Origin of the sequence: Mycolicibacterium smegmatis (assembly GCF_001457595.1) — a bacterium.
GTDB classification, from domain to species: Bacteria; Actinomycetota; Actinomycetes; order Mycobacteriales; family Mycobacteriaceae; genus Mycobacterium; species Mycobacterium smegmatis.
The window spans coordinates 1,288,846-1,301,402 of sequence record NZ_LN831039.1; the positions used below are offsets into that span (position 1 = coordinate 1,288,846).

Below are 12,557 nucleotides of genomic sequence, written 5' to 3' on the forward strand. Positions count from 1 at the left end.
AGGCACGCTCGATCTAGCGCATGCGGTCCAACCGTGCCAGCCGGGTCTGCTCGGCGCGCACCATCTCGTCCTGGTGCGGGGGCGGCTCGTCGGGATGGTGGGCGAGCCGGCGGATCGGTTCGTCGATACTGCCGCGCGCCAACAGGCGATGCACCCGCACGGTGTGCAGATCGCTCAGACGCTGGGTGCGTCCGATCATGCGCCGTTCGGCGCGGGGCTGCCATTGGGGTTCGGTCACGATCGCCACCAGGGGCATGCTCAGCCGGCGCAGATCGAGCGGGCCGACGTCCAGCTGGGCCAGCAGGGTCGCAGGGCCGCGCGCGGTCGCGAACGCGTCGAGCATCGCCTGCCGGTCCGGCACGGACTCGTCCAGTGGCCCGAAAACCGTTCCCGGCAATGCTTTTCGGATTGTTTCCAGCACGCCCGGGAAATGTGACAGGACCACCACGCGCGCGCCGTTGATGTGGGCCTCACTGATCAACTCGATGAGCCGGTCCAGCTTGGCCGACGGTCCCGGCGGCCCCGGCATACCTGACGGCCACGCGGCCTGGCGGATCGCCGAGAAGTTGCCGCCGTCGACGGCCCGGCGGTAGCGAACACGATCCTCGCCCGTGAGCCGCACCCACTCGTCGGTCGAGATACGTTGCGGCAGTTCGGCGACAACGTCACGGTAGTCGCGACGCAGATACACCCGGTCGGCGGTGCGCCTGAACGCGATGGAGCCTTGGGCGCCGGCATTGGGCGGTACCTTGGTGGCGACGTCGGGTTGCAGGAAATCGGCGAGATGCCGGAAACCCTCGATGCGATTGTGCAGCGGAACACCCGACAGGAACAGCACACACGCGTCGGCCGTCAGCACGTTGCGCACCGCGCGGGCGCGGTCGGATTTCGGGTCGCGCAACAGGTGCGCCTCGTCGACGATCACCAGCCCGGGCCGTTCCGGCAGCGTGATCTTCGACAACGCACTGAACGTGACAATCGCCAAGCCGCCCTTGTCTTTCCATTCGGCCAGCCGTTCTTCGCGTCGGCGGCCGCGGATCTCCAAAGGCGTGAGCCACGTGTGTTTGACGGTCTCCTCGGCCCAGTGGATGCCGGTGTTGGCCGGGCAGATCACCAGGGTGTGGCGCATGGTCTCGGCCGCGGCCAGATGCGCGGCGACCGTCAGCGCCTGCAGGGTCTTGCCCAGACCCAGTTCGTCGCACAGCAGCACCCGTCGTCGCGCCAGCGCGTACTGCGCGCCGAACAGTTGGTAGCCGCGCAGTTCGGTGCGCACCAACGACCGGTCGACGTCGATCTGCGTGGCCTCCTCGGCCACCGCGGCGCCGACGAAACCTTGTGCTGCGTCGACATCGGTTGTCCCCGAGGCGAACTCCATCAAGAGTCGGTCGATCTCGGCGCCGTCGCGGCGGTAACCGGCCCACACGTCGGTCTCGGGTTTGCGGGCGCATTCGATGCGCTCGACGAGGTCGGCCACCTTGTCCAGCAACGGATCCGGTTCCTCGACTGCAGCGGCTTCGGTACGCCGCCGTCGCCCGTTGCCGTTGGGGGCCTCGACGCGGGCCCGCACCCGGGGAAGGATGCGCCGCAGTTGCTTGGCCGGGGGCGTGGCCTTGATGAGGACCAGCAGGTCGGCCAGCAGGGCCGTGTCGCTCTCGGACTCGCGGTCCAGGCGAGGCCGGGTGGTGGTGCGGATGCGGTCGGCCATCAGCTGTGCACCGGCCTGGACGGCCTGCGCGGTCGCGATGTCGACGCCGGGTACCTGGGTGAGCAGTCGTGCGGGCACGGTGTGGACGTCGGCGACCGTGCGGTATTCGGAGTTGAGCAGGGCGCTGATGCGGGTGCCGAGCGTCAGGTACGGGCGCACGCCGGCCAGCGGCGTGGATTGCAGCGCACGTTCGACGACGGCGTCGGTGTTGGCGCGGACGTTGGCGGCGATCTCAGCGCGAAGCGTGCCGAGGTCGGCGAGCAGGCCATCGGCACGGCGGACGAGGTCTGCGCGATCCATGACTCCTGATCATCGCATCTTCGCGCCGCCCGGACAGGCGCCAATTGCCCGGGCAAAGCGCATTCAGAGGTCGTCGACGTCGATCAACCCGTCCTGGATCGCGCGGGCGACGAGCGCGGCCTTGGTGGTCGCGGGCCTGCCCACGGCGGCGTACTTGGCGCGGATGCGCTGCAGATGTGTTCGCACGGTGGTCGGCGCAATGTGCAGTTGACGGGCCACGCCGTCTTTGCTGTCGGTTCGGATCCACGCGAGCAGGACTTCCTTTTCGCGCGGCGCCAGCTCGGGTCGGGGGAGCGGCCTGTCGACGGGCATTGCGGTCATACGCGCGAACCTCCACACAGAGCAAAATCTGACTGGAGCTATCGTCCGTTCGGGCGATACGGAAAACAGGTGCGCTGGTCGCCTAATTGACGCGAGCTTAGTGTTATCAGCCACATGCTTTGAATTTGTCGGCAGGATCTTGCCCGCGTATCGGAGAATCAGCGAATGGACCACAGTCTGCGGATCCTTGTGGCCTCACCTCTTGGCCGGATCGTCGCGCCGGCGATCAAGTCGGAACTGCCCGCAGCAACGGTGGAATTCGCTGAGAACAGCGACGCGGTGCGCCGCCAGATCATCGGTCGCGTGCGGTTCGACGTCGTGATCGCCGACCTGGTGTGGAACCACCCGGAGCTGGAGTTCACGTTCGACGGGCTCGATGTGATCGACGTGCTGCACGAGGCCAACCGGATCGCACCGGTCATCCTCACCCGGCAGGGCCACAGCCTGGAGCACGACCTGATCGACGAGGCCCGGCTGCGGCCCGAGGTGGTCTCGGCATTCCACACACCCATGGGTATCGAGGCGCTGTCCCGGTTGATCCGGGACGCCGCGGTGGGTCGTCGTCACCCGGTCATGTCGCCGACCCCGCGGAAACCCTCGCTGTACGAGCTGTTTCGGACACGCAAGGGACAGACCACGGGCCGCCTGGCAGGCGCGATCGCCGCGGGCCGTGCCACCGACGGGGCCACTCTGGCGGCTGCGGCGGGCGTGGGCATCAACACCGCGACCAAGGTGGCGACGCACTATCTGGGGCCGGTCATGCGGATGCGCGACGAGCACGATCCGGCCCTGCCGCTGACCCTGCCCGCGGTCTACCGCTGGTGTGGTCTGCACGCGCGGTACCTCATCAGTTGGTGTCGCCGTCACGGCCACGCCGATGTGGTGCAGACACCTTCCGAGGACCGCCCGGCCTAACCGGCTTCAACGCCGAGCCCGCCGAGCGTGCGTCCACGGCGGGAAAACGCGCGCGATCCCGCCACCAGCGCACGCTCGGCGAGGCGAACGCACGAAACTCAGATCATGTCGTTCTTCGTCAGCCACCGCATGACGGGCCAGCCGACGAACACCGGCAGCCAGCAGGTCAGCACGCGGTAGAGCAGCACCGCGGGCACGCCGATCGCGGGCGGCACACCGAACGCGGCCAGACCACCGATCAGGGCGGCCTCGACGGCACCGACACCACCGGGGGTGGGGGCGGCCGAGGCCAGGGTGCCGCCGATCATCGTGACGACCGTGACGGTGACGAATGACGTGTCGCCGCCGAACGCCTCGACGCTGGCCCAGAGTGCCAGTGCGGCACCGAGAGTCGTGCCGGCCGCGCCGAGGACGATGAGTATCAGGCGTTTCGGTTCGCGGGCGAGCTTGATGAGGTCTTCCCAGACCTCTTCGAGCTTGGGCCGCACGGCGGATGCGAGCCAGCGGCGCAGTTTCGGCACCGCGAGGAACGCCCCGACGAGACCGAGTGCCAGACCCGCGATGAGGTAGAGGATCGTCGCGCTGGGGACGAAGTGCGACAGGTCGGCCCGCGCACCGGCCATGGTGGAGAAGAAGATCAGCAGGATCACGTGCACGATCACCTGCACCGACTGCTGCAGCGCCACGGCCGCGGTCGCACGCATGGTGCTCAGCCCGCCCTTCTGCAGGAACCGGGTGCTCAGCGCCAGGCCGCCGACACCGGCGGGCGTGGTGGTGGCGGCAAAGGTGTTGGCAATCTGCATGATCGACAGGTTGCGGAAACTCACCAGCCCGTCGGCGCACGCCCACAGCGCGGCCGCGGCGCCCACGTAGGTCAGCGCCGAGACCGTGAGCCCCATCAGCGCCCACGACCAGTTGGCGGTGCGCAGTTCGGAGAAGAACGTGGGCACGGTGCTGATGAACGGATACGCCACGTACACCAGCGCGATCAGCAGCACCAGCTGGATCACCTGGGTGCGGGTGAATCGGGTGATGGTCTCGGCCTCGATCTGATCGGCCCCGGTCTGGTGCTTGACCTCGTCGCGTGCCTGGCCCATCACCGCTTTGGCGTCGGGCACTGTGGCGCGCACCCGCGCGGGCACCGCGGCCTTGGTGAGCCTGCGCGACGCGGTGAGCACGGTGTCACGGCCGAACGCCTTGATTGCGGCACCGACGGCCGACTGCGCGTCGTACAGCGCAGTGGTGGTGACGAGCAGTTGCGCGATGTCGGACTGCAATTGGGCGTCGGTGGCGCCGTATTCGGAGTTGCCGAACCCGCCGAACAGCACCGCGCCGTCCTCGACGGTGATCTCCTTGCTGCGCAGATCGCCGTGGGCGATCTGGTGGTCGTGCAGCATGCGCAGCGCGTTCCACACGCGCCCCACCGTGGCCTCGTCGGTGCACTGGTCCAACGGGGTGCCGCGTTTGCGGTTGTGCGCGTAGAGCGTCCAGCCACGGTCCAGCGCGGCCACCGACATCGTCGACGTGCTCGCCAGGCCCAGGTCGCCGATCGCGATCGCCATCAGCGCGCGGTGTTCGACGGCGCGGCGCATCGAGGTCTGCAGGGGAGCGGTCTCGTCGCTGCGGAACCGGATCTTGCGCCACAACTGACGGAAGGCGCCGCCGCTGCGCTGGTTCGGTCCGTACAACTCGACGACGGCCACGGCGTCGGGGTCCTGCGACGCGGCCTCCAGCAGCAGTGGTCCGGCACCCGCGGGACGCACGACGGTGAACGACTGCACCTGGAACCCGCGGCGCATCAGCGCGCGCACGGCCCCGTCGAGCGGGACCTCCAGCGCGGGGGTGCCGACGACCCACACCACGAGCGCCCCGACGAACCAGCCCACGGCCAGACCCAGCAGTGAGCGGGCCGGCACGACGGCGCTGACCACCAGGTGGATGGGCACGAACGCCAGCAGCAGCCCCCACCACCACCGGCGCAGCCGCTGAGGCAGCCACGGCCCGGACACCGTGAGCACCGCGGCGAGCATGCCGATCCAGCGTGGATCGTCGAGGAACTGCGAGAGTTGGCTGTCCAGGCGGTCACCGAGGTCGAAGTGCCACTGCGGTGCGGCGATGCCGTTGCCCGTGATAGACAGCGACAGCATCGTGATGAGACCCGCAGCGGCGTAGGCGCCCAGCAGTTTCCACTGCCGCGAGAAGACCAGGCTGACCAGGATCACGAACGGCAGCGCCACGATCGCGACGCTGTAGGCCAGATAGACCAGGTTGGACTGCGTGGGGGTGAGGACGCCGACGACCTCGGAGATCGACCGCTCCAACGCCACCCACTCGTAGCGGGTGATCAGCGAGCTCGCGATGACCGTGGCGAGAAAGAGGGACGCGAGCGTCAGACGCAGGATGTCGTTGGTGCGCCGGGACATGGGTTGCAGCAACTTCCCGGTGACAACGATGTCCCGTCCGTCAACGCGCATGTTCCCCCTTTCGGCTCGCACCAAGGTAGCCGGGTGTTCGTGCGATATCCGTTATTGACCTTGTTGTGCGCCGTCACGAAATCACATCGGTCACATGCGTCACTGATGACGGCGAATTTCGGCGGGGCGGTGTGATCGAGGCCGACAGATTCAGCGAACGTGATGTAACTTCGATCAAGCCAAAATTGACGTGCCGAATAGGCCGCCCCCGAGGAGTAAACGGTGGACGCGACACCATTCGGGCACTATCAGCTGCAAAAGCTGATCGGCCGGGGTGGCATGGGTGAGGTCTATCAGGCCTACGACACCAAGACCCAGCGGATCGTCGCGCTGAAGGTTTTGCCGCCGCATCTGGCGCAGGATGCCTCGTTCCAGGACCGGTTCCGGCGGGAGTCGCACGCCGCGGCCGGTGTCAACGATCCACATGTGGTGCCGATCCACGGGTTCGGCGAGATCGACGGCCGGCTGTATCTGGACATGCGGCTCATCGAGGGCCGCAACCTCGGCGCCATGCTGACCAGGGCCGACAAGCCGCTGGACCCGGCGTTCGTCGTCGACATGATCGAGCAGGTCGCGACGGCGCTGGACGCCGCGCACCAGGCCGGGCTGATCCACCGCGACGTCAAACCGTCCAACATCCTCATCACCGACAACGACTTCGTCTATCTCATCGACTTCGGTCTGGCCCGCAGCGCGGGGGAGTCCGGCATGACCACCGCGGGCAGCACGCTGGGCACGCTGGCCTACATGGCGCCCGAGCGGTTCGACGCAGGCAAGGTCGATCCGCGCTCCGACATCTACGCGCTGGCGTGCGTGCTCTACGAGTGCCTCACCGGCGCACGGCCCTATCCCGCCGACAGCCTCGAACAGCAGATCGCCGGGCACATGGTGTCCGCGCCGCCGCGGCCGTCGGACAAGGATCCGCGGCTCGCGGCGTTCGACGACGTGATCGCCAAGGGTATGGCCAAGAAGCCCGCCAAGCGGTACCAGACCGCGGGGCGCCTCGCCGCGGCGGCGCGCGAAGCGCTCACGACGCCGGTGCTGCGCACCTCGGGCCGCTCGGGGCGGCACTCGGCACAGCGGGTGCACCGGTTGACGACCGCGCAGCGCACGCGTTCGCGGGTGCCGCGGCGCGTCGCGGTGATCGCGGGCGCCACGGTTCTGGTGGCCGCGCTGCTGTCGGTCGGGATGTGGCAGTTGCGCGACGGAAACTCTGCGGGTCGCGAGCCCGCGCTGGCCGACACCGCGTCGACGACGGGGCCGGTTGAGGCGCCGACGGGCGCGGTGCCCGAGATCGCGGCGGCGGTGCCCGCGCACATCCGCGAGACCGGCCGGCTGGTGATCGGCGTCAACGTGCCCTACGCCCCCAACGAGTTCAAGAACTCCGACGGCGAGATCGTCGGCTTCGACGTCGACCTGATGAAGGCCGTCACCCGCACGCTGGGCCTGGTGCCCGACATCCGCGAGACCGGTTTCGAGGGCATCCTGCCGTCGGTGCGCGACGGCAGCTTCAACGTCGGCATGTCCTCGATCACCGACACCGCCGAACGCGAGGAACTGGTCGACTTCGTCACCTACTTCCAGGCCGGCACGCTGTGGGCGCAGCGCACCGGATCCTCGGTGGACCCCGACGCGGCGTGCGGACTGCGAGTTGGCGTGGCGTACAGCACCATTCAGGAAGCCGAGGAGATCCCCGCCAAGAGCGACGCGTGCGTGGCCGCGGGGCTGCCGCCCATCGAGAAGGTCGTGCGCACGCATCAAGACGAGGTCACCGCGGCGCTGATCGCCGGTGAGGTCGACGCCATGACCGCCGACTCCCCGGTCACGGGCTTCGCGATCAAACTGTCCGGCGGCGCGCTCGCCCCGGCCGGTGAGGTGTTCGACTCCGCGCCGTACGGCTGGCCCGTGGCCAAGGATTCCGGGCTGGCCGAGCCGCTGCGCCTGGCGCTCGAGCACCTCATGGACACCGGCGAGTACCGCACCATCGCCACCATGTGGGGCGTCGAGAAGGGCATGATCAACCAGCCGGTGATCAACGGCGCCTTCCGGTAGAGCTCTACAGCGCGTTGCGACCCGCGATGGTCTTCGCGAGCTGCGCGGTCTCGCGGTCGCCGACGCCGAAGCCCGTGATGCGGACGTCGACCACCACGTCGCCTTCGGCCAGGATCGCGCGACGCGTGATGCGTTCGGTCGGGTCGATCGGCTGGTCGTTGGTGACGTCGACGCCGTCGACGACGCGGGGCGCCGCCAGCGTCTGGATCTCGGTGGTCTCACCGCCGTCGAAACTGAACGTCAGGACATCGCCCGCGCACCGGCGCCAGATGGCGACGGTGTTGTCCACCAGCGCCTGGGCCGCGGCGGGGGTGTGGAAGCGCGTCACGGCCTGGTCGACTTCGAGTTCGTCGGCATCGTCGCTGAGCTGGTTCTCGCGGAACTGCCGGTAGCCGCTGTCGCGGTACACCCAGTCCATCGCGTTGCCCGCGACCACCATGCATTCCTGCCGTGAGATGGGCTCGAACGTCTCGTTCTTCGTCGGGGTCCGGTACGCGGTCTTGGGGCGGACGTCGACGCCCACGATGGTCCTGATCTCTGATTCGCTCGCCAGCATGCTGCCCAGCACGTCGACCTCGGGTCCGCCGTCGGGCACCGGGGTCTGCGTGTGGCACGCGACGAGGGAGAATCCGGCTGTCGCGAGTACGCCGAGTCGTTTCGCCGTGTGGGCCAGAGCAGTGGTCACGGGTCCCCTTTCTGTTTGCCGATCCTAAGCCCGCTCCAGCGGTGGGCGTGACGCGAGTTCCACCGATCGGGGGATGCGCTTTTCGTCCGGGCAGCGGTCCGGTCGTGGGATAACCCCGGCTGCCGCGGCGCCGGATAGTTGTCTCAACGTCCTCACACGGCGGGAACCACACCGAAAAGCCTTCCCCGGCAAAGGAGTCGATATGAACCCCATCGTCCGACGCATCGTCGCCACGTTGACCATCACCGCCGCCCCGTTCCTGCTTGTGGTCGGTGTGGCCACGGCAAACACCGAGCCCCATCAGGCGGTGTCTCAGGCCACCCACCAGGTCACCCACGTCTCCCAGAACTAGCCAGGTAGAGAGAAGGGCCCGGACGCCGCGCGCGTCCGGGTTCTTTGTGCTCGAGCCGGGGTATGTGCCTAGGCAAGCACCGCGGGCGGTTGGCGATAATTTGAACTTGAGAGGCTCGCGGGCGGTTCTATTGTGGTGAAGACAGACACCGCAGCAGGACCCTCGCAAACAGGAAAAACGAAAGCGCATTCCGATGGTTGCGAAGACCACTGGCAATGGACTACCTGACGTCGTCGTCACCGCCGTCGCGTCGACGACCTCGCTCGCGCCTCATGCCGAGGACACGTGGAAGCTGCTGTTGGAGGGCCGAAGCGGCATCCGCGCCCTCGACAGGCCCTTCGTCGAGGAATTCGACTCGCCGGTCCGCATCGGCGGGCAGCTCACCGAGGCGTTCGCCGACAAACTCGGCCGTGTTGAACAGCACCGGCTTTCGTACATGGGCCAGATGTCGACGGTGCTCGGGCGCCGGTTGTGGGAGATCGCGGGCAACCCCGAGGTGGACACCCGGCGGTTGATGGTGTCGATCGGCATGGCGCTGGGCACCACCGAGGAACTCATCCTGCAGTACGACCTGTGGAAGGCCAAAGGGCTGCGCGCCGTGCCTCCCACGGCGATCCAGAAGTACATGCCCAACGCGCCCGCGGCCGCCGTCGGGCTGGACCGCAAGGCCAAGGCCGGCATCATGAGCCCGATCATGGCCGACGCCTCGGGCGCGGCGGCCATCGCGCACGCATGGCGCGAGATCATCCTCGGCGACGCGGACATCGCGATCTGCGGCGGTGTCGAGACCTGGATCGAAGCCGTGCCCGTCGGCGCGTTCAGCCAGCTGGGCATGCTCTCGACCTACAACGACGATCCCCCCGCGGCCTGCCGCCCGTTCGACAAGGACCGCGACGGCATGGTGCTCGGGGAGGCCGGGGCGCTGATGCTCGTCGAGACCGAGGAACACGCCAAGGCCCGCGGCGCGCCCATCCTGGCGCGTCTGATGGGTGTGGGGATGACCAACGACAGCTACGACATCGTCAAACCCGATCCCGACGGGCAGCTGGCCGGCGACGCGATCCGCCGGGCGATCGAACTGGCCGGGCTCACCCCGGGCGACATCGACCACATCAACGCGCACGCCACCGGCACCGACTTCGGCGATCTCGCCGAGGCCCGCGCCATCCACAACGTGCTGGGCAGTCATCGGCCCTCGGTGTACGCGCCCAAGGCCGCGCTGGGTCACTCGCTGGGATCCGCCGGTGCGGTGGAGGCCGTGCTGACCGTGCAGACGCTGCGCGACGGCATCGTGCCTGCCACGCTCAACGTGAAGAACCCCGACCCCGAGATCGACCTGGACGTCGTGACCGATCAGCCCAGGAGTGAGCACTTCCGCTACGCGCTGAGCAATTCGTTCGGCCTCGGCGGCAACAACGTGGTGCTGGCGTTCGGGGCGGCCTAACCGCTCTTCGTGTAGGCGAACTGCGCGACCTCGGAGATCCCGCGGCGGAAGAAGTCGGCGCAGCCGGTCAGGTAGTGCATGTACCGGTCGTAGACCTCTTCCGACGTCGCGGCGATCGCGGCGTCGCGTTGCGCGGACAGGTTGTCGGCCCACGTGTCGAGGGTGCGGACATAGTGCGGGTTCATCACGGTCACATCGGCGGTGTGAAACCCTGCGGCACCGGAGAAGTCACGCATGTCGTCGTCGGATGGCAGCTGCCCGCCCGGGAAGATCTCCTTGTAGATGAACCGCGTGAACTTCATGTCGCTGAGCGTCACCGCGATGCCGTGCTCACGCCAGTAGTTGATGGGATGGGTGAAGATCGTCTCGATCACCATGCGCCCGTCGTCGGGCATCACCCGGTAGGTGGTGTCGAAAAACGCCTTGTACCTCGACTTCCCGAACGCCTCGAACGCCTCGATGCTCACGATTCGGTCGACCGGTGCGTCGAACTGCTCCCAGCCCTGCAGGCACACGAAGTGTGACCGCCGCGTGTCGATCTGATCCAGAAGCTGTTGGCAGAACGCGTACTGGTTCTTGCTCAGGGTGAGGCCGATGACGTTGACGTCGTACTTCTCGATCGCGCGTTTCATCAACGCGCCCCAGCCGCAACCGATGTCGAGCAGCGTCATTCCCGGTTGCAGGGCGAGCTGGTCCAGTGCGAGGTCGATCTTGGCCATTTGCGCCTGTTCGAGTGTCATGTCGTCGCGCTCGTAGTAGGCACAGCTGTAGGTGCGGGACGGATCCTGGAACAGCCCGAAGAAGTCGTCGGACAGATCGTAGTGCGCCTGGACTTCCTCGAAATACGGCCGCATCTGGGCAGTGCCGACGCCGTCAGCCATCAGGCCACGCTCTTCTCACAGGTGAACTGGCAGACGTCGGTGTAGCCGTCGCGGAACAGGTCCGCGCACCCCTTGAGGTACTTGAGGTAGCGCTCGTAGACCTCTTCGGACGTGATCTCGATGGCCTGGTCCTTCTTGGCCTCCAGGTTGGCCGCCCATGTGTCGAGGGTGCGCACGTAGTGCGGCCGCAGGCGCTGCTTGCGCGTGACGGTGAAACCGGCCTCGGTGGCACGGTCTTCGACCATCGCGATCAGCGGGATGCGGCCACCCGGGTAGATCTCGGTGACGATGAACCGGAAGAACCGCATCAACGACATCGTCGTCGGCAGCCCCATCTGCTCGACCTCTTCCTTGCTGGTCGAGACGATGGTGTGCAGCAGCATCACGCCGTCGTCGGGCATCAGCTCGAAGGTCTTCTTGAAATAGTCTGCGTACTTCTCGAATCCGAAATGTTCGAATGCCCCGATCGACACGACACGGTCGACCGGCTCGTCGAAGTCCTCCCACGCCTGCAGGCGAACTTCTTTGCGGCGTGGGCTGTCAGATTCGGCGAAGCGCTGTTCGATGTGCGCGAGCTGATTGTGCGACAACGTCAGCCCGATGACGTTGACGTCGTATTTCTCGACCGCGCGCATGATGGTCGAGCCCCACCCGCACCCGATGTCGAGCAAAGTCATGCCCGGTTGCAGGCCCAGCTTGCCAAGTGCCAGATCGACTTTCGCCATCTGGGCCTCTTCGAGCGTCATGTCGTCGCGTTCGAAGTACGCGCAACTGTAGGTCTGCGTGGGGTCCTGCCACAGCCGGAAGAACTCGTTCGACAGGTCGTAGTGCGAACGGACTTCGTCTGCTGTTGATCCGTGACGCTCGCCGGGCGGAGCTCCGACCTTGACCGCGATGTTCGATTTCTGTGGCGTTTCTTTCACCAGCCGCCCCCGAGAACGAATAGATGGCTTGGCGTACCGATTGCCTACCGTACGTCGAGACCGAACTTACTCCTCGAAACTTGGACCGTGAAGGTTCTTTTGGCGATCCTGCGCCCAGAGTTTTTGCTGCGGCAAACGTTCCGGCTGCGCGGCGACGAACTGAGCCCGGACCCTGTCCAGGGTCCGGGCTCATGTGTCAGGTCTTATCGCCGCCGAAGCTCAGCGTTTGCGCATCTCGTGAACGCTGTCGGTGGGCGACGCGCTGTCAGTTTTCGCGCGCTTCTCAGCGCGCTTCTGTTTGAGTGATTGCCCGGATTTCTTGCTCATGCTCTGCCGCGGAGATTTGTCGGACATGGAAGCCCCTTGATGAGTGGGGCCTGTCGTGGTCCCGGTCCTTCGACGGTACGCGTATGTTCTGTGCTGGGGCAACGACGCTGCCGTCCGGTTGACAACGGGTGTCACGCAGCGTTGACTGGTGTTCTGGCCCGGGTCCCGCCGATATGCA

At 67.1% G+C, this 12,557-nt stretch carries 10 protein-coding genes; 4 read left to right on the plus strand and 6 right to left on the minus strand.

The window, feature by feature from the left end; translation table 11 throughout:
• Positions 1 to 13: 13 nt before the first annotated feature.
• Together AT701_RS06010 and AT701_RS06015 are read right to left on the minus strand one after the other, a co-directional pair.
• Positions 14 to 2,005 (minus strand): SNF2-related protein, encoded by a 1,992-nt coding sequence (locus AT701_RS06010; protein WP_058125420.1) that lies wholly within the window; start codon positions 2,003 to 2,005, stop codon positions 14 to 16.
• Between the two features lie 63 nt (positions 2,006 to 2,068).
• Positions 2,069 to 2,326, minus strand: a complete 258-nt coding sequence (locus AT701_RS06015; RefSeq protein WP_003892560.1) for a LuxR C-terminal-related transcriptional regulator — start codon at positions 2,324 to 2,326, stop codon at positions 2,069 to 2,071.
• 165 nt (positions 2,327 to 2,491) lie between these two features.
• On the opposite strand from AT701_RS06015, the gene AT701_RS06020 reads away from it, so the two are divergent.
• Entirely contained in the window at positions 2,492 to 3,241 is a 750-nt protein-coding gene (locus tag AT701_RS06020) for an MSMEG_1198 family transcriptional regulator (protein ID WP_058125421.1), read from the plus strand.
• 98 nt (positions 3,242 to 3,339) lie between these two features.
• Here the strand turns inward: AT701_RS06020 and AT701_RS06025 are convergent, their stop codons facing one another.
• Complete coding sequence (locus AT701_RS06025; RefSeq protein ID WP_058125422.1) at positions 3,340 to 5,715, minus strand: lysylphosphatidylglycerol synthase transmembrane domain-containing protein; 2,376 nt, start codon at positions 5,713 to 5,715, stop codon at positions 3,340 to 3,342.
• A gap of 222 nt (positions 5,716 to 5,937) precedes the next feature.
• Between AT701_RS06025 and stpK7 the strand changes: the two genes are divergently transcribed.
• Positions 5,938 to 7,767, plus strand: coding sequence for a serine/threonine protein kinase StpK7 (stpK7, locus tag AT701_RS06030; RefSeq protein ID WP_058125423.1), 1,830 nt, complete (start codon positions 5,938 to 5,940; stop codon positions 7,765 to 7,767).
• A 4-nt stretch (positions 7,768 to 7,771) separates the two neighbouring features.
• On the opposite strand, the gene AT701_RS06035 is transcribed toward stpK7, so the two are convergent.
• A complete protein-coding gene (locus tag AT701_RS06035; RefSeq protein ID WP_058125424.1) occupies positions 7,772 to 8,452 on the minus strand; it encodes a sensor domain-containing protein in 681 nt (226 codons plus the stop codon).
• A 202-nt stretch (positions 8,453 to 8,654) separates the two neighbouring features.
• On the opposite strand from AT701_RS06035, the gene AT701_RS35595 reads away from it, so the two are divergent.
• Both AT701_RS35595 and AT701_RS06045 read left to right on the plus strand, forming a co-directional pair.
• Entirely contained in the window at positions 8,655 to 8,804 is a 150-nt protein-coding gene (locus AT701_RS35595; RefSeq protein ID WP_003892565.1) for a hypothetical protein, read from the plus strand.
• Between the two features lie 193 nt (positions 8,805 to 8,997).
• Positions 8,998 to 10,248, plus strand: coding sequence for a KasA/KasB family beta-ketoacyl-ACP synthase (locus tag AT701_RS06045; protein ID WP_058125426.1), 1,251 nt, complete (start codon positions 8,998 to 9,000; stop codon positions 10,246 to 10,248).
• On the opposite strand, the gene AT701_RS06050 is transcribed toward AT701_RS06045, so the two are convergent.
• Both AT701_RS06050 and AT701_RS06055 read right to left on the minus strand, forming a co-directional pair.
• Positions 10,245 to 11,129 (minus strand): cyclopropane mycolic acid synthase family methyltransferase, encoded by an 885-nt coding sequence (locus tag AT701_RS06050; RefSeq protein ID WP_081319387.1) that lies wholly within the window; start codon positions 11,127 to 11,129, stop codon positions 10,245 to 10,247. The two genes, AT701_RS06045 and AT701_RS06050, sit on opposite strands and share 4 nt — an antisense overlap.
• Positions 11,129 to 12,052 (minus strand): cyclopropane mycolic acid synthase family methyltransferase, encoded by a 924-nt coding sequence (locus AT701_RS06055; protein ID WP_058125427.1) that lies wholly within the window; start codon positions 12,050 to 12,052, stop codon positions 11,129 to 11,131. The genes AT701_RS06050 and AT701_RS06055 overlap by 1 nt, the downstream gene beginning before the upstream one ends.
• Positions 12,053 to 12,557: the final 505 nt, after the last annotated feature.